Origin of the sequence: Streptomyces sp. BA2 (genome assembly GCF_009769735.1) — a bacterium.
Lineage (GTDB): Bacteria > Actinomycetota > Actinomycetes > Streptomycetales > Streptomycetaceae > Streptomyces.
Window position 1 is genome coordinate 3,325,020 of sequence record NZ_WSRO01000002.1, and the last position, 22,104, is coordinate 3,347,123.

A 22,104-nucleotide genomic window follows, 5' to 3' on the forward strand; every position below is an offset into this window, starting at 1 on the left:
CGAGCTGGCACAATGGCCCGACGGGATATGACAGATGTGCGGGCAATCGTGCGAGTTATCAGTTGAGGAGGCACCTGTGACAACGGCTGCGGGACCCCCGGTACGAGGCCGATCCACCCGGCAGCGCGCCGCGGTGGCGGCGGCCCTGGGCGAGGTGGACGAGTTCCGCAGTGCGCAGGACCTGCACGACATGCTGAAGCACAAGGGCGATTCGGTAGGCCTGACGACGGTCTACAGAACGCTCCAGTCCCTCGCCGATGCCGGCGAGGTCGACGTGCTCCGCACCGACGAGGGCGAGTCGGTCTACCGCCGCTGCTCCACCGGCGACCATCACCATCACCTGGTCTGCCGGGTGTGCGGCAAGGCGGTCGAGGTCGAGGGCCCGGCGGTCGAGAAGTGGGCCGAGGCGATCGCCTCGGAGCACGGGTACGTGAACGTGGCGCACACGGTCGAGATCTTCGGCACGTGCGCGGAGTGCGCGAGCAAGTAGAGCCGTACGGGTGCCGTACGGGAGCCGTACGCGTACGTGAGGGCCCCCACCGTCGAGCTGACGGTGGGGGCCCTCACGTACGCGTACGGCTAACTGTTGGCGATCTGCTGCTCGTTCGGGATCGCCCCGCCGAAGCGGCGGTCGCGCGAAGCGTATTCGAGGCAGGCGCGCCACAGGTCACGGCGGTCGAAGTCCGGCCACAGGACGTCCTGGAAGACCATCTCGGCGTAAGCGCTCTGCCAGAGAAGGTAGTTGGAGGTGCGCTGCTCGCCGCTCGGGCGCAGGAAGAGGTCGACGTCCGGCATGTCCGGGTAGTACAGGTACTTCGCGAAGGTCTTCTCGCTGACCTTGGAGGGGTCGAGCCGCCCGGCCTTCACGTCTTCGGCGAGGGCCTGCGCGGCATCCGCGATCTCGGCCCGCCCGCCGTAGTTCATGCAGAAGTACAGGGTGAGCTTGTCGTTGCCCTTGGTCTGTTCCTGGGAGATCTCCAGCTCCCTGGCGACCGACTTCCACAGCTTGGGCATCCGGCCCACCCAGCGCACCCGGATGCCGAGTTCGTCGAGCTGGTCGCGGGTCTTGCGGATGAAGTCGCGGTTGAAGTTCATCAGGAACTTCACCTCGTCCGGGGAACGCTTCCAGTTCTCGGTGGAGAAGGCGTAGAGCGAGATCGCCCCGACGCCCATCTCGATGCCGCCCTGCAGTACGTCGAGGACGCGCTCGGCACCGACCTTGTGCCCCTCGGTGCGCGGCAGGCCGCGATCCTTCGCCCAACGTCCGTTGCCGTCCATGACGATCGCCACGTGCTTGGGCACCAGCTCGCCGGGGATCTTCGGCGGTGTGGCGCCCGAGGGGTGCGGCTCGGGGACCTTGTACTCACGGCGGGACCGTCCGAGGATTCCGCGTCGTGCCATGGGGGGCTCTCTCCTACCTAGCTGTATCTCTGTTACTTGGTCTTCTCTACGTACCGCAGCGAGCGGAGCCCGCGCTCCAAGTGCCAGTGCAGATAGGCGGAAACAAGTCCGCTGCCCTCCCTGACATGCCGTGCCTCGCACGCGTCCGCCGTCTCCCAGTCTCCGGTGAGCAGCGCGCCGAGCAGGCCGAGGGCTTCCATCGAGGGTACGACGCTGCCGGGCACCCGGCAGTCGACGCAGACGGAGCCGCCGGCGGCGACGGAGAAGAACCGGTTCGGGCCGGGCATTCCGCACTTGGCGCAGGAGCTGAAGCTGGGTGCGTACCCGTTCACGGCGAGGGAGCGGAGCAGGAACGCGTCGAGGATGAGGTGTGGCTCGTGCTCGCCGTTGGCGAGGGTCCGCAGGCCGCCCACGAGGAGCAGGTACTGCTGCACTGCGGGCTCACCCTCATGGTCGGTGAAGCGTTCCGCGGTCTCCAGCATGGCCGTGCCTGCGGTGTAGCGCGCGTAGTCGGTGACGATTCCGCCACCGTAAGGAGCGATGGTCTCACTCTGCGTGCACAACGGCAGGCCGCGCCCGATGAGTTCGCTGCCGCGCGCGAAGAACTGCACGTCGACATGGGAGAAGGGTTCGAGCCGGGCGCCGAACTTGGACTTGGTCCGCCGCACGCCGCGGGCGACGGCGCGGACCCGTCCGTGGCTGCGGGTGAGCAGCGTGATGATGCGGTCCGCCTCACCCAGCTTCTGGGTGCGCAGCACGATGCCGTCATCACGGAACAGACTCATGGGCCCATTCTCGCGTACGGGGCCGACAGCCGTGGCCTGGGTCGCTCCAACCCCGTTCCACTTCGCCTCAACCTCTGGCCATTTGACTCACACCTGACAAAATGCCCGCATGAAGAGTGAGCTGTTCTCCACGGAGCACATGGCGCAGCAGTCCGTCGTCCCCGGGATGGCCCTGCAGAATGCCAAGTCCATCAAGTACGCGGTCAACGGCGAGATGCACGCACGGCAGGGCGCGATGATCGCCTACCGCGGCGACCTTCAGTTCGAGCGCAAGGGTCAGGGCGTGGGCGGCATGCTCAAGCGGGCGGTGACCGGTGAGGGTCTTCCGCTCATGGCGGTGCGCGGCCAGGGCGAGGCGTGGTTCGCGCACGAGGCGCAGAACTGCTTCATCGTCGACATCGAGCCGGGCGACGTCCTCACCGTCAACGGCCGCAACGTCCTGTGCTTCGACTCGACGCTCTCGTACGAGATCAAGACGGTGAAGGGCGCGGGCGTCACGGGCGGCGGCCTCTTCAACAGCGTCTTCACCGGGTCCGGGCAGCTGGGCCTGGTCTGTGACGGCAACCCGCTGGTGATCCCGGTGTCGCCGCAGCAGCCGGTGTACGTGGACACGGACGCGGTGGTGGGCTGGACGGCGAACCTGGACACCACGCTGCACCGCTCGCAGTCCATCGGCTCCATGATCAGGGGCGGTTCCGGTGAGGCGGTCCAGCTGATGCTGCGCGGTGAGGGGTACGTCATCGTGCGGCCGAGCGAGCTGACGCCGTCGAAGCCGACGCAGCACTAGGCGCTCCGCTGGGGGGCGGTGATCGATCCGCGGGCCGGTGGGGGCTGGTCGCGCAGTTCCCCGCGCCCCTTACGGGGCGGGCCGCGCCTGGTCGGGGCGGCTGATTGCCTCCCAGGGGGCGAGGTTCCACGGACTTGTCCGGTTCGCGGGGTCCAGGAGGGCCTTCAGGTGGGCGTCGGAGGCGGCCTGGGGTGCGGGAAAGTCCGCGTCCTGCGTGCCCTGGAGACTCTCCCGCCAGACCTGCCTGCCCAGGAGGTAGTGGTCGGCGTACTCCTTCCAGGAGGAGTACGTCCCCACCACGGTCGGCACGACGTTCTTGAGCCGGGCCCAGGTGTCGGCCTCGTTCAGCATCCCGCAGGCGAAGCCGCGCCGTGAGATGTCCACGTAGAGCGCGATGTCCCAGGCCAGCGGCGCGACGCCGATGCGCTGCCGGGCCATGGCGCGATAGCCGGTGCTCGCGAGCCCGCTCAGACGCCCGAGCAGCTGCTCGGGCGCGGTGATCTCCCACTGATCGGCCAGCCACTTCTCGGCCTTGCCGTCGTCGATGCGGGTGAACGGATACAGGGTCGTCCGGGAGGCGTCCCCGTCCCGGCTGACCGGCGCGCTCAGCGACACCATCCAGAGCTGGTGCATGGTGAGCGGTGTCGGGTACTTGGACTCGACCTTGGGCTTGCTCCACTTCCATATGGCCATGGCGCCGCACCCTATGCCACGGGGCTTCACCTACGTCACGGGACTTCACCCCGGCTCCGTGCGTTCGCATAGGCGGTCGCGGCCCGTAGCCGCTCCGATGTGGTGGCGGTCCGCAGCGCGTCCGGCGCACAGTCCCACTCCCGCCCGCCGCCGAAGGGGCGGAGCTGGACGTAGGGCCCTTCGTGGCCCATGACCCTGCCGACTTGTCCGGTGCGGGTGTCCACGGCGTAGGCGCCGACCGGCAGATACAGGTTCACCTCGCCTCTCCGACTTCGCCTCGTGGCAGTACCACCGCCAGGCGGGCTGCCGTGCCGACGGAACATCCGCCCAATTCGATGAGCGGGCAGGGGGCTTCGCGGGCCCAGGATGTGGGGTCGATCCGCAATGAGGGCAAAATAATTCCGGCCCGCGCGAGTGCGGCGCGCAATTCTTTCACGGTCTCCTCCGCTTCTTCGACGCATAGCGTCGAGTGCGCCTTGCTTTCAGCCATGACGTGGCTCCCCTTTCCCATCGGATTTCACGCTTCGTGTCTCGATGGTGACGGTCCGGTCCTACACTCGTCAGGAGTCTGTGCTCTACAACTGCGGCGCAGCGGAGGGTGGTTGGCCATGGCCAATGGTTCGCGGCAGGCGGCTTGGGAGTTCTTCGGGGCCGAGTTGAAGAGGCGCCGGGAAGACGCGGGGCTCACGCAGTCGGCGCTGGGGCTTCAGGTTTTTGTTTCCGGCGCATACATCGGCCAATTCGAACAGGCTATTCGCAAGCCGCAGTTGGATGTTGCGCAGCGGATCGATGAGGTACTGCAATCCGACGGTATTTTCGAGCGGATGTGCCGAAAGCTGATCGACGACAAGCGGTATGCGGATTACTTCGCGACGGTCGTTGAGCTTGAGGCGCTGGCCACGCGGATCTGCGAGTTCGCGCCCACCTTGGTCCCGGGCCTTCTGCAGACCGCCGCATACGCGCGGGCGGTGACTCTCGCGGCCAACCCGTTCGTCACGGACGAGTACGTGGACGAGATCGTCGGCGCCCGGCTGGAGCGGGCGGGCATCCTCAAGGACGCTACAAGGCCGGAGTATTGGGTGGTGCTGCACGAGAACGCGCTGTACATCCCGGTGGGCGGTCCGGACGCCATGGCGCAGCAGTTGGACCACTTGGCGTCGCTGATGCGGGAGCGGCAGGTGTTGGTGATGGTGCTTCCGTACGAGGCGGGTGCGCACGCGACGATGGGCGGGATGCTGACGCTCATGGACTTCGAGGACGCACCGCCAACGGCCTATACAGAGACGTCGTTTTCGGGAACTCTCGTCGACGAACCGGCAGTGGTGGTGAGAGCACAGCGCGCATACGATCTGCTCAGGGGTGCCGCACTGTCGCCGGAGGCGTCCCTCGCCCTGGTCGAGTCGGCGGCTGAGGACTACAGACGATGCGCGAGTACGACCTGAGCAACGCACGCTGGCGCAAGAGCAGCTACAGCAACGGTGAGGGCGGCAGCTGCGTCGAGATCGCGTACGACTTCATCGGCGCCGCCCGCTGGCGCAAGAGCAGCTACAGCAGCGGCGACGAAAGTGACAACTGCGTCGAGGTGGCCGACGGAGTCCCCGGGATCGTCCCGGTACGGGACAGCAAGAACCCCCAGGGCCCCGCCCTCCTCATCAACGCCCCCGCCTGGCAGGCCTTCGTGACCGGACTGCGTCCTACTGGCGGCTGATCGACCGCGTGACGCCCGCCGCGATCGTCGTGGCGAGGGTCCACCCCATGATGACCAAGGCGTACCCGAACCACTGGTACGCGCCCCGCGAGGCATACGCGTGCTCCTGGCCGAAGTCGATGATCGGGAGCAGCAGGTCCAGCGTGTAGAACACGGGGTTGAACTCCGCGGCCTCCTTCGGCTTCAGCGCCGCCGGCTCCCGCACGGCGTACGTGACGGAGCCGGCCAGCAGCAGCGAGAACAGCCAGACCGCGGCCCGCGTGGGCCGGAAGCCGTAGCCGACGGTGGCGTCCTGGAGGTAGCCCCAGGCCTTGGCGTACCAGGGCAGGGTGGTGCGGTGGCGGCGTTGCTTGGCGAGCTGGACGGTGCGGGCGGCCGCGTCGTCTCCGACACGACGGTACGCGGCGGCGAGCTGCTCGTAGGCGAAGGGGACGTAGCCCTCGGTATCCCGCTCCAGGACCTGGAGCCTGCGCTCGGCGGGCTCGTGAGGGCCGAGCCTGGTGTACGTGAGGCCATCGAGGCGGACCTGGTCCGGCCAGGTCTCCGGGGCTATGTACAGGAGATCGAACTGGCAGCCCCGCAGTGTGACGGTGCCCTCGACGGGTGCGGCCTGGTCCAACCACAACGTGCCCCCGGTGATGCTGGCGCGCAGGGCCATGCCGCCCGGGTTGGAGAGCCGGGCGCCCTCCAGGTTGAACTGGCCGGGGATACGGGCGCCCGGCAGGTTGAGCCGTCCGTACGCCGTGAGCCGCATCGCATGCAGATCGTCTCCGGCGCTGAGGTTCCCTGCCTGCAAGGCTGTGCTGCCCGGGTTGCTGAGCACCGCATCGTTGAAGGTGATGGTCCCGGCGACCACGGCACCCGCGAGGCGGACCAACCCGTGGGCGGTGAAGCCGTCGTCGGCGTGGAGATCACCGTCGATGGTGGCGCGATTGAGCGCGAGGACGGGCTCGTCGAAGGCGGCGGCCAACCCTTGCTCGCCCAGCTGCGCCCCGTCGAGGAAAACCGCCCCGGCGATCCGCGCGCCCCCGAGCCGGACGGCCCTCCGGACGCGGACACCGGTCATCCGCAGCGAGCCGTCGATCCGCAACCCGGTGCCGTACAGGTCGGGGAAGACGGACCAGCCCAGATTCAGCTGGCGCAACTGCGCCCCGTACAGATCCAGTTCCCCGTCGAAGTAGCAGGACCAGAGGTGGATGGCGCCGGCGACTTCCGCGTACTCGAGGTCGAGCTTGCCGGTGATGCGGGCGCCGTGCAGCCGCAGGACAGGGGTCTCGCCTTCCTGGCGGGGCCCGTCGATGAGCAAGGCGCGGAGCACCTCGGCCCGCACGGTCCGCTCGGGGCCCCAGTCCGCGCCGGAATCGGCGGGTTCCCTGTGCCGCTCCCGGAAGTCGACGGACCGCCCCAGCGGGAAGGCCTCCCACACCTGCCGCTCGGCGTCACTCAGATCACTGATCTCCACCGGCGCGACTCTTGCGCGCGACGGATCATGTGTCAACGGGGCTCATCCAGCTATGTCACGGCGGTAACGCACCTCGGTCCGCCCCTCACTCTCCACCTCGCCCACGACCACGAACCCCGCACGGACGAGCACCGCCCGCGACCCCTCGTTCCCCGCATCCGTAGCCGCGCGCAGGGCAGCAAGCCCGTACTCCGCGCCGGCGACCCCGCAGACCTGCCGTACGGCACCGGTGGCGAGCCCGCGCCCCGCCGCCCGCTCGGCGATGCGATAGCCGAGTTCGGCTTCGCCGTCCGCCACGTCGACGAGATTGACGCGCCCGACCACCGCGCCCTCAGCGTCCACCAGTACGTGGAAGTGGCAGGCCCCGGCGGCCTGTTCGGCGAGCAGGGAGGCATGTCGCGCATCGAAGTCGGCGAAGTAGGCGTCGCCACGGTCTGGCACGTACTTCGCGAAGTACGCCCGGTTCTCGCGCTCGAAGGCGAGCAGGGCGGGAGCGTGATCGGCGCGCAGGCGCTGGAGTTCGGGCATGGCTGAAACCTAGCGGGGCCCTCGCTGTCAGTGGTGGGCGGTAGCGTCCGATTCCACGACGCGACGCGTAGCCGGTCCCGCTACTTCTTGACCGGCGGGCAGTAGCCGGTGTCCGCGCCGATGGAGTTGATCTCCGCGTTCGGCCTGGAGTCGCCCGCGTAGTTGATCTGGTCGGTGCAGCTGACGCCGGGCTTGCTGGGCGTGCCCGAGGGCTTGTTGCCCTTGTCCGGCGTGGGGCAGGTGCCGGTGTCCGCACCGATGCTGTTGATCTCGGCGTTCGACCGCGAGTCGCCCGCGTAGTCGAGCTGGTCCGTGCAGCTCGTGCCGGGCTTGGTGGGCGTGCCCGAGGGCTTGTCGTCCTTGATCGGCGTGGGGCAGGTGCCGGTGTCCGTACCGATGGAGTTGATCTCGGCGTCCGACCTCGGGTCGCCCGCATAGTTCATCTGGTCGGTACAGCGCTCCCCGGACTCGTCCGCCGTGCCCGACGTCTTGCCGTCGGCGGAGTCCCCACCGGTCTTGCTGGGGTTTTCGGACTTGTCCGCGGAAGCGGAAGCGGGGGCGGAGGATGACGAGGTGTCGTTTCCGCCGCCCTGGCAGGCGGTGAGGCCGAACGCGGCGATGGTGATCACCATGGCGGCTGCGGCCTTGCGGGCGTGGAGGAGGGTGGCGTGCGACATGTTCTTCCCGTTCTGTCCGGTGGTGCGGGTTCGACAGAACAAGACTCTCCGCCGCCGCTGATGATCCAGCGCCGTCCGGCTAACGTCCCGCTAACGTCCCGCTGCGGCCGTCGGGGCGGCGGGTCGCGGGACGGCGGGTTGCAGGAAAATCCCACGCGGAGGCGGGGTGAGCAGGGATTTCCTCTGCCAGCCCCGGGAAATTTCCGCAGTCGCCCCCGGCCCGGGACCGCCGCGGCGCTCAGCGACGCCCCCGTCGTACCTCCACGCTCAGGTTCCGTTCATCCAGCACCACGTGCACCCGCTCCCCCGCCGCCGTCACCCGCGTCCGCGCCTGTACCCCCTCCGGGAGGTCCGGGAGGACCGGGTTCACGCTGCATTCCGTCCGCACCCGGTCGAGGAGTTCCCGCATCTCCTTGGGGGCGGGGCGCGTGCCCAGGTACCAGGCGACTCCCTCGCCGTACGCGTGGCGGGTCACCGCCGGGCCGCCGCCTTCGGGGTGTGAGATCACCGCCTCCGCGCCCTCCAGGTGGATCTCCTCCGACCACGTGCCGTCGGGGCGGGGGTCGAACTCCTCCACGCGGAGGCCGAGCAGTTCACGGAAGGGGGCCGGGTAGCCGCCGAGGTGGACGCGGTCGTGTTCGTCCACGATTCCGGAGAAGTAGGACATGACGAGGGTGCCGCCCCCGTGGACGTACGCGCGGATTCGTTCCGCGGTTTCCTTCGTCACCGAGTAGAGGTTGGGGATCAGGAGCAGGCGGTACTTGGCCAACTCCGTCACGTCCGCGTCCGCCGGGACCACGTCACACGCCACCGACGCGTCGTACAGCGGCTTGTGGTGGGCCAGGGCCGCCTCCAGGAGCGTTACGTCCGCGCTCGGGTGCGCGTCCAGTTCCAGCGCCCACCAGCTGGGCCAGTCCAGGAGCAGCGCCGCGTCCGCCCGCTCGGGAAGGGAGCCCAGCAGGTCGGGGTGGTGCGCCAGTTCCGCGCCCAGGTCCCGCACCTCCCGGAAGATCCGCGTCTCGCGGCCCCCGTGCGGCACCATCGCCGAGTGGAACTTCTCCGCTCCCCCGCGCGACTGCCGCCACTGAAAGAACAGCACCGAGTCCGCTCCGTGCGCCACCGCCTGCCAGCTGTCCAGGCGCATCCGGCCCGGGGGTTTTCTTCCGTTGCGCTCGCGCCAGTTCACCGCTCCCGGCGCCTGTTCGAGGAGCAGCCACGGCTGTCCCCCCTTCAGGCCGCGCATGACGTCGTAGGAGAAGGCCGTTCGGTGGAGCGACTCCGGATCGTGCGGGTCCGGGTACGAGTCGTACGCCACCACGTCCAGGTGCGGGGCCCACGCGAACAGGTCCAGCGTCTTCGCCACCGGGACGAAGTTCGTCGTCACGGGGATGTGCGGGGTGATGCGGGTCAGGACCTCCTTCTCCGCCAGGTAGCACGCGAGGAGCTCGTCCGACGAGAAGCGCCAGTAGTCGAGCTGCTGGGCCGGGTTGCGGAACGATGGGGCTTTGCGCGGGGTGTGGATCTCCTCGAAGGTGCCGTAGCGCTGCGACCAGAAGTCCGTCGACCATGCGTCGTTCAGGGCCGCGACCGTGCCGTAGCGCTCCCGCAGCCATGTACGGAACGCTGCCGTCGACACCTCGCAGTGGCAGTGGCGTGAGATGTGGCAGCCGTATTCGTTGCCGATGTGCCACAGGGCGAGGGCGGGGTGCGTGCCGTAGCGCGTGGCCAGGCGTTCCGCGAGGCGTACCGAATAGCGGCGGTGGACCGGGCTCGACGGGCACCAGTGCTGGCGGGAGCCGGGGTGCAGGCGGGTGCCGTCCTCAAGGACCGGGAGGGTCTCCGGGTGCAGGCGCGTCAGCCAGGGAGGTGGGGATGCCGTCATCGTGGCCAGACTCACCGCGACGCCTGTCTCCGCGAGGCGGTCCATGTGACCGTCCAGCCAGGTGAAGTCGTACGTTCCCGGGGCGGGCTCCGTCTTCGCCCACGAGAAGATCCCGAGCGTCACGAGGTTCACCCGCGCCTCGCGCATCAACTCGGAGTCCTCGGCGTGGACTTCCGGGCCCCACTGCTCGGGGTTGTAGTCACCCCCGTACCCCAGCGACGTAATCCGGTCGTAGAAGTGACTCAGTCTCATCCCACGCCCCTCGACTCCTGCCCCGACCGCGCCGCGATTCCCCGGAAGTGTTCCGCCATCGCCATCTGCGCCCGCTCCACGTCCCGTGCCCGCAGCGCCGTCACGATGTCCCGGTGCCTGCGCACCGTCACGTCCGGCGCCGGATCGCGGGCCCACCCCCGCGCCCCCGCCACCCGGTTGAAGACGTTCCAGAACGCGCCGAGCAGCTGCGGCACCAGCTCGTTGCCCAGCGAGCGGTAGAGCGTCTCGTGGAACTCGCGGTCAAGGTCCGGGAAGGCCGCGCCGCCGTCCGCTGATTCCTCCATCTTGCGTACCAACGACTCCAGTTGGCACAGTTCCTCGTCCGTGAGCAGCACCGCGACCCGCCGCACCAGGCCCTCCTCCAGCACTTCCCGCACCTGGAGGATCTCGGCCAGCGCATGGGTGTCGTCCGCCAGCTGCACCAACGTACGGAACGTGAGGCCGTCGGCCAGCGGCATCAGCGACGCCTGCCCCACATACGTCCCGTAGCCGTGTCTTATCTCCACGATGTCCAGGGCCTGGAGCGCCTTGAGCGCCTCGCGCACCGAGTTCCTGCTGACCCCCAGCTCTTCCATCAACTCGGCCTCGGTGGGCAGCAGCGCGCCCGGCCGTAGCCCTCTGTCGAGGATCAACTGCATGACCGCGCGCCGGACTTGGCTGCCCACGCGCCGTTCGCGGACTGGCTCCTGAGGCATGCGGCACATCGTAGGCACGGACGACATCCCACGTCCCACCTCCGGACCGACATCGTTCCGCACGGCCCGGATTCGGATCCGTGCGCGATCTCTTGACCGGCCCTCGTGGCGCTCTTATGGTCGCCACGCCACCATGACGTAGGACGTGGGATCTCTCAAGGGAGACACAGTGAGCGACCACAAGACCCGCATCGGCTCCACCGGAGACACCGGACCCGCACCGGACCGTCGGTCCTTCCTCAAGTACACCGGTGCGCTGGGCGCGGCCGCCGCCATCACCACCACGCTCTCCGCCTGCTCGTCGGGGCCCGAGTCCACGAACGACGCCGGGGGAGGCGGCGGCAAGGGCGGTGATTCCACCCTCACCGCCGTCATCGGCTATGGCAACGACGGCAGTTGGGATCCCACGCAGACGGCGTCCGCCTTCGCGATGGCCGGCAACGAGCACATCTACGAGGGGCTCCTGGGCACGGACCCCATCACCCGCGAGCCGTACGCCGCGCTCGCCACGGAGGTCCCCACCGACGACAAGGCGACGACCTGGAAGTTCACGTTGCGGCCCGGCGCCAAGTGGCACGACGGGAAGCCCGTGACCGCCGACGACGTGGTGTTCGTCTTCGACCGCATCCTGGATCCGAAGACGCAGACCCTGGCCAAGGGCTTCTTCGAGAGCTGGCTGAAGGAGGTCAAGAAGGTCGACGCGACCTCCGTCGAGCTCGTCCTGAAGTTCCCGTTCCCGGACGGCCTCGCCCGCCTCTCCCTCGCCAAGATCATGCCGAAGCACGTCTTCTCCAAGCCGGGCGCCTGGGACGACGCGACCAAGGGCAAGGCGGTGGGCTCGGGCCCGTACAAGCAGGCGTCGCACGCCCCGAAGTCCAACACCACCTTTGAGGCCTTCGACGACTACAACGGCCCGCGCAAGGCAGCCTTCAAGAAGATGAACTGGCTGACCATCGTGGACGCGGCACCCCGCGTCGCGAAGATCTCCGGCGGCAGCGCGGACTCGGAGATCGCGGACAACATCCCGTACGCCAACATCGAGCAGCTCAAGAAGGGCGGGCTCACCGTCGAGGGCGGGGCGGGGATGAACAACCTGTTCCTGATGTTCAACACCGCGCACAAGCCCTTCGACGACGTACGCGTGCGCCAGGCCCTGCACTACGCCATCGACACCGAGAAGATGATCCAGGTCGCGCTCAAGGGCCATGGCAAGGCGTCGACTTCGTTCCTCAACGAGGCCAACCCCGCCTATCGCCCGGCGAAGACGGTCTACGCGTACGACCCCGAGAAGGCGAAGAAGCTCCTGAAGGAGGCGGGGGTCAAGGAACTCTCCGTCAACCTCATGGCGGTGAACGTGAGTTGGATCGTCGACTGCCTGCCGACCATCAAGGCCTCGTGGGACGCGATCGGCGTCAAGACGACCCTGGACCCGCAGGAGACCACGGCCGTCTTCACCAAGATGGACCAGAAGAAGGACTACCAGATCGTCGCGGCCGCATCGAACCCCAACCAGTTCGGCATCGACCCCGACCTGATCATGCACTACAACTACGGGCCCGAGAACCTGTGGATGGGATACGCCCGCTGGGCGGGCAACTCCACCGCCAAGAAGCTCTTCAAGGACATGGACCAGGCGACGCGGGAACCCGACGCGACCAAGAAGAAGGCCATGGTCCAGGACTACATCGACATCGTCGCCGAGCAGGCGGTGATCTATCCGGTCGTCCACAACGAGCTGATGACCGCCTGGGACCCGAAGAAGCTCACCGGCATCAAGGCCCAGCCCTATCCGGGCATCAATCTCCTCCAGGCCAAGTGGGCCGGCTAGCCACCGGCCCCCGCTGTCGGCCCGTAAGACCGTTGGGAGTCGTACGCCGTGACCGCGATGTTAAGAATCCTGGCCCGCCGCCTCGCCCTCCTCGTCCCGCTGCTGCTCGGCATCGTCCTTTTCGTGTTCCTCGTGATGCGGTTCTCGGACGTCGATCCGGCGTCGGCGTTCTTCCAGGGCGCCAATCCGACCGAGCAGCAACTGCACGACTTCCGCGAGGAGAACGGGCTGCTCGATCCGCTGCCGGTGCGCTACGTCGCGTTCGTCGGTGATCTGGTCCAGGGCGACATGGGCATCAGCGTGCTCACCCGCTCACCGGTGGTGGACCAGGTCACCACCGCCCTTCCGCTCACCGTGCAGCTGACCTTCATGGGTCTCGGCATCGCGGTGGTCATCTCGCTGCTGCTCGGCGTGACCGCGGCGATCTACCGCGACCGGCTGCCCGACCAGCTGATCCGCGTCATCTCGCTGACCGGCGTTGCGGCGCCCGGCTTCTGGCTCGCGCTGCTGATGATCCAGTACCTGGCGGTGGAGGCGGGCTGGTTCCCGACCGGCGGATACGTCAACCCCGGTGACTCACTGAGCGGTTGGCTCAAGACCATGACGCTCCCCGCCTTCGCGCTGTCGCTCCCCGTGGCTGCCGGGCTCACCCGCATCATCCGTACGGCCGTGGTCGAGGAGCTCGACAAGGACTACGTACGGACGGCGATCGGCAGCGGCCTGCCACCGGTCGTCGTGGTCAGCCGCAACGTCCTGCGCAACGCCCTCATCAACCCGCTGACCGTGCTCGGCCTGCGCGTCGGCTATCTGCTCGGTGGCGCGGTCGTCATCGAGACGATCTTCTCGCTGCCCGGCATGGGGAAGCTGATGATCGACGCCGTGAAGAACGGCGACCCGGCCGTCGTGCAGGGGGTCGTCATCACGACGGCCGTCGGATTCGTGGTCGTGAACCTGGTCCTCGACATCCTCCATCTGCTGGTCAATCCGCGCCTGAGGGGGACCGCCTGATGATCATGTCGCGCAAGGCTCTGGCCGAGCGGCTCTCGCAGCCCGGCATCCGCATCCGCTCCCTGCGCAGGCTGCCGGTCCTCTCCCGGATCGCGGTGGCCGTCGTCGGCGTCGTCGTCCTCGTCGCGCTCTTCGCACCGCTGATCGCCCCGCACGACCCGCTCGACCAGCAGCCGCAGGTCGACGGCACGGGACATCCGTCGGGCGACCACTGGATGGGTCAGGACAGCCTGGGCCGGGACATCCTCAGCCGGCTGATGTACGGGGCGCGCTGGTCCCTGGCGATCGGGCTCGGGGCGACGCTGCTCGCCCTCATCGTGGGCGCGTTGCTCGGGGCGATCGCGGCGACCTCGCGCAAGGCGGTCGACGAGACGCTGATGCGGTGCCTGGACGTCGTCATGGCGTTCCCGGGGATCGCGCTCGCGGCCGTCCTCGTGGCGGTCTTCGGCGGCGGCATCCTCGTCCTGATCTGCGCCATCGCGTTCCTGTTCACCCCACCGATCGCACGGGTCGTACGGGCGAACGTGATGGATCAGTACGGCGAGGACTATGTCGTCGCCGAACGCATCATCGGTGCCCGCACCCCGCACATCCTCATCAGGCACGTGGCCATCAATTGCGCGGCGCCGATCCTGGTGTTCTGCACGGTGCAGGTCGCCGAGGCCATCGTCTTCGAGGCCTCGCTGTCGTTCATCGGCGCGGGAGTGCGGCCCCCGGACCCGTCCTGGGGCAGCGTCATCGCCGACGGCAAGAACATGGTGCTGCTCGGCGGCTGGTGGGCGACGGTCTTCCCCGGCCTCCTGATGCTGATCACGGTCCTTGCCCTGAACATCCTCTCCGAGGGCGTGTCGGACGCGTGGGCGGCGCCCGCGACCCGCGACGTGCCGGGCGCGGCCCGCAAGGAGGACCGCCTCGAAGCGCCCGAGCCGGGCAGCGGCAAGGTCCTTGAGCTGCCGGGCCTGACGGAGGCGGCCGAGCGCCTGCGCTCACGCGCACGGCCGCTGCCCGAGGGGACTCCGGTCCTGACCGTCTCCGACCTCACGATCGGCTTCGACGCCCGCCACGGCGGCGTCGACATCGTCGACGGCATCAGCTTCCACGTCAGGCCGGGCGAAGTCCTCGGCCTGGTCGGGGAGTCGGGCTGCGGCAAGTCGCTCACCGCGCTGACCGTGATGGGCCTGGAGCCGAAGGGCGCCCGCATCGGCGGCCAAGTCACCTTCAACGGCGAGCAGTTGATCGGCATGCCGATGCGCGCCCGCAGGCGACTGCTCGGCCACGACATGGCGATGATCTACCAGGACGCGCTGTCGTCCCTCAACCCCGCGATGACGGTCCGCTCCCAGCTCAAACAGGTCGTACGCAGGGGAGGGCGCCGCACGGCGGTCGAGCTCCTCGAACTGGTCGGCCTCGACCCGGACCGCACCCTGCGCAGCTACCCGCACGAACTGTCCGGCGGCCAGCGCCAGCGCGTCCTGATCGCGATGGCGCTCTCCCGCGACCCGAAACTGATCGTCGCGGACGAACCGACGACGGCCCTGGACGTCACCGTCCAGGCCCAGGTCATCCAACTCCTCCTGCGCCTGCGCGAAGAACTGGGCTTCGCGCTGATCCTCGTATCGCACGACCTGGCCCTGGTCGCGGACGTCACCGACCGGGTGGTGGTGATGTACGGGGGCCAGATCGTCGAGACGGGCGTGACGGCGGACCTCGTCGAGGCACCGTCGCACCACTACACGCGCGGCCTGCTCGGCTCGGTACTCTCGCTCGAATCGGCGGCGCAGCGCCTGACGCAGATCAAGGGCGTCGTCCCGTCGCCCGCCGACTTCCCTGCGGGCTGCCGGTTCGCGGACCGCTGCCCCCTGGCGAGCGAGGTGTGCCGCACGACGGCGCCCGAACTCGTCGGCGGGGCACGGCACTCCATCGCCTGCCACCATCCGGCGCAACAACCGCCACCGGTGCCGCACCCCAGGGGAAGCGAGGCCCTCAAGTGACCGCTCTCATCTCGCTGTCCGACGCGCACGTCGTGCACAGGGCCCGCTCGGGCGGGCTGTTCTCGCGTGACCGTGTGTACGCCCTGACCGGCGCCGATCTGACCATCGCGTCCGGCGAGACGGTGGGCGTCGTGGGCGAGTCGGGGTGCGGCAAGTCGACGCTCGCGAAGGTCCTGGTGGGGGTGCAGCGGCCCACGGCGGGCACGGTGTCCTTCCGGGGACGCGACCTGTGGACGATGAAGCCCGCCGAGCGGCGGACCGCGGTCGGCCGGAACACCGCCATGATCTTCCAGGACCCGTCGACGGCACTGAATCGCAGGCTGACGGTACGGCAGATTCTCCGGGACCCGCTGGACGTCCACAGGATGGGGACGTCCGCCCACCGTGACGCACGGGTCCGGGAGTTGATGTCACTGGTGGGCCTCCCCAAGGTCTTGGCGGACGGTCTACCCGGTCAGCTCTCGGGCGGACAACGCCAACGCGTGGCGATCGCACGCGCCCTCGCCCTCGAACCGGAGCTGGTGGTGGCGGACGAGCCGACGAGCGCGCTCGACGTCTCCGTGCGCGCCCAGATCCTCAACCTCCTCCTGGACCTCAAGGAGCGGCTCGGCCTGGCCCTGGTCTTCGTGTCGCACGACATCCAGACGGTGCGGCGGATGAGCGACCGCGTCATCACCATGTATCTGGGCAGAATCGTGGAGGAGTCACCGGCGCAGGAGATCCTGGACAGAGCACGCCACCCTTATACGCGCGCGCTGTTCTCCGCGACGCCCGGCCTCCTCGACCCCATCGACCCGATCCCGCTCGTCGGCCCGGTGCCTTCGGCCACGCGACCGCCCAGCGGATGCCCGTTCCGTACGAGGTGCTGGAAGGCGGACGAGGCCTGCGCCGCCACCATGCCGGACTTCGCGCTCTCCGCGTCGACGGAGGGGTCCGGGGAGGGGCCCGGGGAAGGATCCGGGCACCGCTACCGCTGCCACCACCCTGTGCGGGACGGCCAGTCCACGCACGAGCTAGTGATCCAGTCCGCCGCCACGGACGCGAGCCCCAGGGAGACTCCATGACCATGCCCACCCCGCTGACCGGTGTCGTTCCCCCCGTCTGCACTCCTCTGACACCGGACCACGAGGTGGACACGGCGTCACTCGTCAGGCTGGTCGACCACTTGGTGTCGGGCGGGGTGGACGGCTTGTTCGTCCTCGGCTCGTCGTCGGAGGCGGCGTACCTGACGGATGCTCAGCGGCGGGTCGTGATCGACACGGTGGCGGGGCACGTCGGGGGCCAACTCCCGGTCCTGGCAGGGGCGATCGACATGGCGACGCCACGGGTCCTCGACCACGTCCGCGCGGTGACGGCGGCCGGGGCGGACGGTGTGGTGGTGACGGCACCCTTCTACACGCGCACGCACCCGGCGGAGGTGGCCCGCCACTTCCGCGTGATCGCTGCCCGCTCGGCGGTGCCGGTGTTCGCGTACGACCTCCCTGCCTCGGTCCACTCCAAACTGGGCGCGGAGCTGGTTCTGGAGCTGGCGGCGGAGGGGGTCCTTGCTGGGTTGAAGGACTCCAGCGGGGATGAGGGGAACTTCCGGGAGGTGGTCCTTGGCGCGCGGGGGCGGGCGGACGTCTCGGGGTTCAGTGTGCTGACGGGGTCGGAGACGACGGTGGATGCGGCGCTTGCGATGGGGGCGGATGGGGTGGTTCCGGGGCTGGGGAACGTGGACCCCGGGGGGTATGCGCGGTTGTACCGGTACTGCCGGGAGGGGGACTGGGGGCGGGCTCGGGTGGAGCAGGAGCGGTTGTGCGGGCTTTTCGGGATGGTGCGGGTCGGGGACGGCGGTCGGATGGGGGGTAGCTCGTCCGCGCTGGGCGCCTTCAAGGCGGCGCTGCACCTACGGGGCTTGATCGCCTGCCCCGCTACTGCGGAGCCGCAGGTTCCGTTGTCTTCCGGGGAGGTTGAGCGGGTGGGGAAGTTCTTGGCGGGGGCGGGGTTGTTGTAGGAGCGGTCCCTGCGGGGCTTTCCCCAATCCCGCCCCTTCCCGAAACTGGGGCTCCGCCCCAGACCCCGCTCCTCAAACGCCGGAGGGGCTGAAATACCTAGCCCGTCCGGCGTTTGAGGACGAACTCGGCGAAGCCGGTGATGACGGCAACCAAGGCCCCCGCGCCGAGCGGGTTTTCGGGAAGGGGCGGGGTTGGGGAAAGGAAACGCCCCTACCCCGGCCGCACCAACCCCGACTCGTACGCCACGATCACCAGCTGCGCACGGTCCCTCGCCCCGAGCTTCCCCATGATCCGGCTGACGTGCGTCTTCGCGGTCAGCGGGCTCAGCCCCAACTGGTCAGCGATCTCTCCGTTGTTGAGGCCCCGCGCGACCAGCGCGAGAACCTGACGCTCCCGCTCGCTCAACTGACCGGACAGCGCATCCGGCAGAGCAACCTCAGCCGGCGCCCGCAGCACCCGTGCGATCAGCCGAGAAGTCGGGCCCGGCGAAAGCAGGGACTCCCCCGAGGCCACCGTACGGATCGCCTCCAGCAACTCCCCCGGCTTCGTGTCCTTGACCAGAAACCCGGACGCCCCGGCCCGAAGCGCGTCGACGACATGCTCGTCCGTGTCATAAGTCGTCAGCATCAGCACCTTCACCCCGGCCAGATCCTCGTCCTCCGCGAGGAGCCGCGTCGCCTCGATCCCGTCCAGGTCCGGCATCCGGATGTCCATCACGATGAGATCCGCCCGCTCCGAGCGGGCGAGCTCGACCGCCGCCCGCCCCGTTCCCGCCTGCCCCACCACCTCCATGTCCGGCGCGGACTCGACGAGCATCGCGAACGCGGCCCGTACCAGCGTCTGGTCATCGGCGAGCAGCACACGAATCGTCATCGAAGCCCTCCCAGGCCCAGGCCGACAGGAACCATTGGCAGCACGGCCGACACCTCGAACCCCCCACCCTCCCGGGGCCCCGCCTCCAACGTGCCGCCCACGCTCCGGGCCCGCTCCCGCATCCCCACGAGGCCGAACCCTGGGGTGTGCGAGGGCTCCTGGGCGGCCACCCCGTCGTCGACGGCCGCCCCGTCGTCCACCACCGTCACCCGCAGCGCCGCATCCGCCTCGCGTATCCCCACCCGGATGGTGAGCCCGGGGCCGCCGTGCCGTACCGCGTTGGTCAGCGCCTCCTGCACGATCCGGTAGGCGGCCGCGCCCACGGCGGGCGGCGCCTCGACGTCCCGTACCGCCAGGTCGACCTCCGCCCCGGACGTCCGCGCCGCCTCCGCCAGATCGGCGAGTCCGTCGAGGCCCGGCAGCGGGCCCCGCGTCTCCTCGGCGGTGCCCGCCCTCAACACCTCAAGGGTGGCGCGGAGTTCGCCGCGGGCCGACCGGCAGGTGTCGGCGATGTCGTCGAGGGCTCTGGCCACCGCCGCCCGGTCGAGCCGCTCCGGGTCGGCGGCGAGGACATGTGCCGCGACGGACGTCTGGACGCCGACCAGGGTGATGCTGTGCGCGAGCAGGTCGTGCAGGTCACGGGCGACCCGCAGCCTCTCCTCGGCGACCCGCCGCCGCGCCTCCTCCTCGCGCGTACGCTCCGCCCGCTCGGCGCGCTCCAGTACGGAGGTGACGTACTGGCGGTGGATGCGGACGTACACGCCGAGCAGCAGCACGGCGACGATCCACCCGGCGATCCTCAGTACCTCGGGCACCTCGTGCGGGGTTCCGCCCGCCTTGACCGTCAGCATGACGCCGACGACGACGATCCCGGTGAGCAGGGCGCGGCGCGGGCGACCGGACACGGCGACGGTGTAGAGGGCGACCATGCCGACCGGGACCGCGGCCGTGTGCGTGTAGTCCATGGCGTGGTAGGGCGCGACGCACGACGCGACGGCCAGCAGCACGGGCAGGGGACGGCTCCGCCGCCATACGAGGGGGAGGTGGGCGCCCAGGAGGAGGGCCCACCCGAGGGCGTCCGGCCGCCGCCCGTCCGCGACGAAGGCCGCGAGCAGGGCGGCCAGTACCGCGAGCCCCACCGCGAACACCGCGTCGTCCCGCACGGCACGCGGCGTGCCGGGCACGGCCCCGGTGAAGGCCAGCACTCCACGCGGCGCCGGCGAGCTCTGCCGGACCTGGACCTGCGGTTGTCTCCCCACTGCTCCATCCTCCCGTACGAGGACGCCCCTCCGGCAGGGAAGGGGCGTCCTGAAGCGGTCAACGGTCAGGGTGCGGGCACCCGTTGGGGTTCCGGCACCGGCCCGGCGGCGGGCGTGGGCCGCGACAGGGCGCCCGGCCACCACATCTTCCGTCCAAGGGCCACACTCGCGCTCGTGACGAGATACGTCCGCACGAGGAACGTGTCCAGCAGAACACCCACCGCGATGACGAAGCCGAGCTCGACCAGTTGCACCAGCGGCATGTTGGTGAGCACCGCGAACGTCGCCGCGAGGACCAGGCCCGCCGACGCGATGACGCCGCCTGTCGTCCGCAGTGCGGTCAGCGCGGCGGCCCCCGGTTCGGCCCCGGCGAGGGCCTCCTCGCGCATGCGGTGCATCAGGAAGATGCCGTAGTCGACGCCCAGCGCGACGAGGAAGACGAAGGACAGCAGGCCGAGCCCGGGGTCCGTGCCCTCGAAGCCGAAGAGCGGCTCGAAGACCAGGCCCGCGATGCCCAGGGTCGCTCCCCACACCGCGACCACCGCGACGAGCAGCAGCAGCGGCGCGACGAGGGACCGCAGCAAGGCCACCAGGATCAGCAGGACCGCCGCGAGGACCAGCGGCACGATGATCAGGCGGTCGCGGTCGTTCGTGTCCTTCAGGTCGAGTTGCTGGGCGCTGGATCCGCCTACGTACGAGCCCTCCAGGTCGGCCCGCAGTGCCTTGATCGTGGCGGTCTCCCCCGCCGACTCGGGCGCGGACGTCGCGATCACGGAGATCTCCGTCCAGCCCTTCGCCGTGCGTCCTTTCTCGGCGCTGTCCACGCCCTTCGTGTCCTTGATGTCGGCGAGGGCCTCGGTGGCACGGTCCGCGGGAGCCATCACGGTGATGGGCTGGGTGCCGCGTTCGGGGTAGGCCTTGGCGAGGGTCTCCATGGCGGTGACGGAGTCGGGTGTCTTGGTGAAGGAGTCCTCCTGCTTCAGCGCGCCCGGCAGGTTCAGCGCCCCCAGGGCGAGGGCGCCGAGCAGCACGGCGCCGCCCGTGAGCACGGTGAGGGGCCTGCGGCCGGCCGAACTCCCCATCATGGAGAAGAGGTTGCGCCGCTGCTTGGGTTCGCTGCCGAAGGCGGGCACGAGCGGCCAGAACACGCGCCGCCCCAGGAGGACGAGAATGGCGGGGAGCAGCGTCAGCATCGCGGCGAGTGCGCACAGCACTCCGACCGTGCCCAGCGGGCCCATGCCGCGGCTGCTGTTGAGGTCGGCGGCGAGGAGGCACAGGAGGCCCACCGCGACGGTCCCCGAGGAGGCGAGCACGGCGGGCCCGCACCCTTTCAGGGCGGCGGTCATCGCGTCGTAGGGCCGCTCGATCCTGCGCAGCTCCTCGCGGTAGCGGGCGACGATGAGCAGCGCGTAGTCGGTGCCCGCGCCGAACACGAGGATCGTCATCACGCCGCTGCTCTGGCCGGTGACGGACGTCCCGAAGCCTTCGTGCAGTCCGTACGCGATGCCCATGGCGAGGTAGTCCGCGACCCCGGCGACGGCGAGCGGCACGAGCCACAGGAACGGGCTGCGGTAGATGAGGATCAGGAGCAGCGCGACGACACCGGCGGTGGTGTAGAGCAGCGGCCCGCCGAGCGATTCGTAGACTTTGCCCGCGTCGGTGTCGAGCGCCCCCGAGCCGCCCACGTCGACGCTCAGCCCGCCTTCTCCGTGGGCGGCTTCGCGTATGTCGTCGACGAGCGCGTCCCTTGCCTTCTCGTCCTGTCCCGGCTCGGTGCTCGCCACGGGGTACATCAGTGTGGTGCCGTCCTTGGACGGTACGGCGCGCGGGTCGGACGTCAGCTTGTGGGCCTGGCCGATCTCTGCGATCTGGGCGGCCGCCGTCTCGCGGTCGGCCGCGGTCAGGCCGCCGTCACGGTGGTAGACGAGCACCAGCTCGGTGGCCTCGCCGCCGGGCAACTGGTCCTGGATCTTGGCCACTTCGGTGGAGTCGGCGCTGGCGGGGAGGTAGTCGACGACGCGGTCCTGCTGGGCGTCGGACAGCTTGGACGCGAAGGGCCCGGCGAGCGCGATGACGCCGATCCACAGGGCGAGGAACACCCAGGGCACGGCTCGTCGCCGTCGTGCGGTGGTCTGTTCGGCCCGCATGACGGGCCTCCTTCCGGCAGGTTGGCAGGTTCGGTGCCAACCCTTCCGGAGGGTGTCGTGCGATCCGTCGGGCGCGAGGGCGAGTTGGGGCGTACGGCGTAGGGAGGCGA

22 protein-coding genes are annotated in these 22,104 nt (G+C 69.6%); 9 read left to right on the forward strand and 13 right to left on the reverse strand.

From position 1 onward, the window contains the following. The first annotated feature begins 34 nt into the window (after positions 1-34). A complete protein-coding gene (locus E5671_RS17680) occupies positions 35-490 on the forward strand; it encodes a Fur family transcriptional regulator (protein ID WP_160504935.1) in 456 nt (151 codons plus the stop codon). 89 nt (positions 491-579) lie between these two features. On the opposite strand, the gene E5671_RS17685 is transcribed toward E5671_RS17680, so the two are convergent. Together E5671_RS17685 and recO are read right to left on the reverse strand one after the other, a co-directional pair. Next, positions 580-1,401: an isoprenyl transferase gene (locus E5671_RS17685; protein WP_160504936.1), complete on the reverse strand. Its 822-nt coding sequence runs from the start codon at positions 1,399-1,401 to the stop codon at positions 580-582. 32 nt (positions 1,402-1,433) lie between these two features. Then, positions 1,434-2,186: a DNA repair protein RecO gene (recO, locus tag E5671_RS17690; RefSeq protein ID WP_160504937.1), complete on the reverse strand. Its 753-nt coding sequence runs from the start codon at positions 2,184-2,186 to the stop codon at positions 1,434-1,436. A gap of 109 nt (positions 2,187-2,295) precedes the next feature. On the opposite strand from recO, the gene E5671_RS17695 reads away from it, so the two are divergent. After that, entirely contained in the window at positions 2,296-2,973 is a 678-nt protein-coding gene (locus tag E5671_RS17695) for an AIM24 family protein (RefSeq protein WP_160504938.1), read from the forward strand. 69 nt (positions 2,974-3,042) lie between these two features. Here the strand turns inward: E5671_RS17695 and E5671_RS17700 are convergent, their stop codons facing one another. Genes E5671_RS17700 through E5671_RS17710 form a run of 3 tightly spaced genes read right to left on the reverse strand, consistent with a single transcriptional unit; the run spans position 3,043 to position 4,156 of the window. Further along, positions 3,043-3,666: a DUF1266 domain-containing protein gene (locus E5671_RS17700; RefSeq protein WP_160504939.1), complete on the reverse strand. Its 624-nt coding sequence runs from the start codon at positions 3,664-3,666 to the stop codon at positions 3,043-3,045. A gap of 35 nt (positions 3,667-3,701) precedes the next feature. After that, entirely contained in the window at positions 3,702-3,923 is a 222-nt protein-coding gene (locus E5671_RS17705; protein WP_365817154.1) for a hypothetical protein, read from the reverse strand. Next, a complete protein-coding gene (locus tag E5671_RS17710) occupies positions 3,920-4,156 on the reverse strand; it encodes a hypothetical protein (protein WP_160504940.1) in 237 nt (78 codons plus the stop codon). The genes E5671_RS17705 and E5671_RS17710 overlap by 4 nt, the downstream gene beginning before the upstream one ends. 118 nt (positions 4,157-4,274) lie before the next feature. Between E5671_RS17710 and E5671_RS17715 the strand changes: the two genes are divergently transcribed. Both E5671_RS17715 and E5671_RS17720 read left to right on the forward strand, forming a co-directional pair. Next, the gene (locus E5671_RS17715; RefSeq protein WP_160504941.1) at positions 4,275-5,108 is read left to right on the forward strand and encodes a helix-turn-helix domain-containing protein; all 834 of its coding nucleotides are present in this window, start codon (positions 4,275-4,277) and stop codon (positions 5,106-5,108) included. Continuing rightward, positions 5,090-5,374, forward strand: coding sequence for a DUF397 domain-containing protein (locus E5671_RS17720; RefSeq protein WP_160504942.1), 285 nt, complete (start codon positions 5,090-5,092; stop codon positions 5,372-5,374). The genes E5671_RS17715 and E5671_RS17720 overlap by 19 nt, the downstream gene beginning before the upstream one ends. Here the strand turns inward: E5671_RS17720 and E5671_RS17725 are convergent. From E5671_RS17725 to E5671_RS17745, 5 genes are all read right to left on the reverse strand, one after another. Beyond that, positions 5,361-6,836, reverse strand: a complete 1,476-nt coding sequence (locus E5671_RS17725) for a membrane-associated oxidoreductase (protein WP_160504943.1) — start codon at positions 6,834-6,836, stop codon at positions 5,361-5,363. The genes E5671_RS17720 and E5671_RS17725 overlap by 14 nt on opposite strands. A gap of 42 nt (positions 6,837-6,878) precedes the next feature. Next, a complete protein-coding gene (locus E5671_RS17730) occupies positions 6,879-7,364 on the reverse strand; it encodes a GNAT family N-acetyltransferase (RefSeq protein WP_160504944.1) in 486 nt (161 codons plus the stop codon). A gap of 80 nt (positions 7,365-7,444) precedes the next feature. Further along, the gene (locus tag E5671_RS17735) at positions 7,445-8,041 is read right to left on the reverse strand and encodes a hypothetical protein (protein ID WP_160504945.1); all 597 of its coding nucleotides are present in this window, start codon (positions 8,039-8,041) and stop codon (positions 7,445-7,447) included. A gap of 238 nt (positions 8,042-8,279) precedes the next feature. Further along, a complete protein-coding gene (locus E5671_RS17740) occupies positions 8,280-10,175 on the reverse strand; it encodes a beta-galactosidase (RefSeq protein WP_160504946.1) in 1,896 nt (631 codons plus the stop codon). Then, the gene (locus E5671_RS17745) at positions 10,172-10,900 is read right to left on the reverse strand and encodes a FadR/GntR family transcriptional regulator (protein ID WP_202122033.1); all 729 of its coding nucleotides are present in this window, start codon (positions 10,898-10,900) and stop codon (positions 10,172-10,174) included. Before E5671_RS17745 ends, E5671_RS17740 begins: the two co-directional genes overlap by 4 nt. Positions 10,901-11,060: 160 nt before the next feature. Here E5671_RS17745 and E5671_RS17750 point away from each other — a divergent pair, with 160 nt between their 5' ends. From E5671_RS17750 to E5671_RS17770, 5 genes are read left to right on the forward strand one after another with little or no spacing between them, the layout of a single operon-like run. Continuing rightward, positions 11,061-12,719, forward strand: coding sequence for an ABC transporter substrate-binding protein (locus E5671_RS17750; RefSeq protein ID WP_336605776.1), 1,659 nt, complete (start codon positions 11,061-11,063; stop codon positions 12,717-12,719). Between the two features lie 48 nt (positions 12,720-12,767). Continuing rightward, complete coding sequence (locus E5671_RS17755; protein ID WP_160504947.1) at positions 12,768-13,727, forward strand: ABC transporter permease subunit; 960 nt, start codon at positions 12,768-12,770, stop codon at positions 13,725-13,727. Then, entirely contained in the window at positions 13,727-15,718 is a 1,992-nt protein-coding gene (locus E5671_RS17760; protein ID WP_160504948.1) for a dipeptide/oligopeptide/nickel ABC transporter permease/ATP-binding protein, read from the forward strand. The genes E5671_RS17755 and E5671_RS17760 overlap by 1 nt, the downstream gene beginning before the upstream one ends. After that, the gene (locus E5671_RS17765) at positions 15,715-16,782 is read left to right on the forward strand and encodes an oligopeptide/dipeptide ABC transporter ATP-binding protein (RefSeq protein WP_160504949.1); all 1,068 of its coding nucleotides are present in this window, start codon (positions 15,715-15,717) and stop codon (positions 16,780-16,782) included. Before E5671_RS17760 ends, E5671_RS17765 begins: the two co-directional genes overlap by 4 nt. Continuing rightward, positions 16,779-17,714, forward strand: a complete 936-nt coding sequence (locus tag E5671_RS17770) for a dihydrodipicolinate synthase family protein (protein WP_160504950.1) — start codon at positions 16,779-16,781, stop codon at positions 17,712-17,714. Before E5671_RS17765 ends, E5671_RS17770 begins: the two co-directional genes overlap by 4 nt. 211 nt (positions 17,715-17,925) lie before the next feature. Here the strand turns inward: E5671_RS17770 and E5671_RS17775 are convergent, their stop codons facing one another. The 3 genes from E5671_RS17775 to E5671_RS17785 form a co-directional block, all read right to left on the reverse strand. Next, positions 17,926-18,588 (reverse strand): response regulator, encoded by a 663-nt coding sequence (locus E5671_RS17775; RefSeq protein WP_160504951.1) that lies wholly within the window; start codon positions 18,586-18,588, stop codon positions 17,926-17,928. Next, positions 18,585-19,847, reverse strand: a complete 1,263-nt coding sequence (locus tag E5671_RS17780; protein ID WP_443032647.1) for a sensor histidine kinase — start codon at positions 19,845-19,847, stop codon at positions 18,585-18,587. The genes E5671_RS17775 and E5671_RS17780 overlap by 4 nt, the downstream gene beginning before the upstream one ends. Before the next feature lie 65 nt (positions 19,848-19,912). Next, positions 19,913-21,994 carry an MMPL family transporter gene (locus E5671_RS17785; RefSeq protein WP_202121158.1) on the reverse strand — a complete coding sequence of 694 codons (2,082 nt, stop codon included), beginning with the start codon at positions 21,992-21,994 and terminating at the stop codon, positions 19,913-19,915. Between the last annotated feature and the right edge of the window lie 110 nt (positions 21,995-22,104).

Coding starts and splice junctions, on each gene's coding strand:
- E5671_RS17680 (WP_160504935.1), top strand. CDS start 35: ATGTGCGGGCAATCGTGCGAGTTATCAGTTGAGGAGGCACCTGTGACA.
- E5671_RS17685 (WP_160504936.1), bottom strand. CDS start 1,401: ATGGCACGACGCGGAATCCTCGGACGGTCCCGCCGTGAGTACAAGGTC.
- recO (WP_160504937.1), bottom strand. CDS start 2,186: ATGAGTCTGTTCCGTGATGACGGCATCGTGCTGCGCACCCAGAAGCTG.
- E5671_RS17695 (WP_160504938.1), top strand. CDS start 2,296: ATGAAGAGTGAGCTGTTCTCCACGGAGCACATGGCGCAGCAGTCCGTC.
- E5671_RS17700 (WP_160504939.1), bottom strand. CDS start 3,666: ATGGCCATATGGAAGTGGAGCAAGCCCAAGGTCGAGTCCAAGTACCCG.
- E5671_RS17710 (WP_160504940.1), bottom strand. CDS start 4,156: ATGGCTGAAAGCAAGGCGCACTCGACGCTATGCGTCGAAGAAGCGGAG.
- E5671_RS17715 (WP_160504941.1), top strand. CDS start 4,275: ATGGCCAATGGTTCGCGGCAGGCGGCTTGGGAGTTCTTCGGGGCCGAG.
- E5671_RS17720 (WP_160504942.1), top strand. CDS start 5,090: ATGCGCGAGTACGACCTGAGCAACGCACGCTGGCGCAAGAGCAGCTAC.
- E5671_RS17730 (WP_160504944.1), bottom strand. CDS start 7,364: ATGCCCGAACTCCAGCGCCTGCGCGCCGATCACGCTCCCGCCCTGCTC.
- E5671_RS17735 (WP_160504945.1), bottom strand. CDS start 8,041: ATGTCGCACGCCACCCTCCTCCACGCCCGCAAGGCCGCAGCCGCCATG.
- E5671_RS17740 (WP_160504946.1), bottom strand. CDS start 10,175: ATGAGACTGAGTCACTTCTACGACCGGATTACGTCGCTGGGGTACGGG.
- E5671_RS17745 (WP_202122033.1), bottom strand. CDS start 10,900: ATGTGCCGCATGCCTCAGGAGCCAGTCCGCGAACGGCGCGTGGGCAGC.
- E5671_RS17760 (WP_160504948.1), top strand. CDS start 13,727: ATGATCATGTCGCGCAAGGCTCTGGCCGAGCGGCTCTCGCAGCCCGGC.
- E5671_RS17770 (WP_160504950.1), top strand. CDS start 16,779: ATGACCATGCCCACCCCGCTGACCGGTGTCGTTCCCCCCGTCTGCACT.
- E5671_RS17775 (WP_160504951.1), bottom strand. CDS start 18,588: ATGACGATTCGTGTGCTGCTCGCCGATGACCAGACGCTGGTACGGGCC.
- E5671_RS17785 (WP_202121158.1), bottom strand. CDS start 21,994: ATGCGGGCCGAACAGACCACCGCACGACGGCGACGAGCCGTGCCCTGG.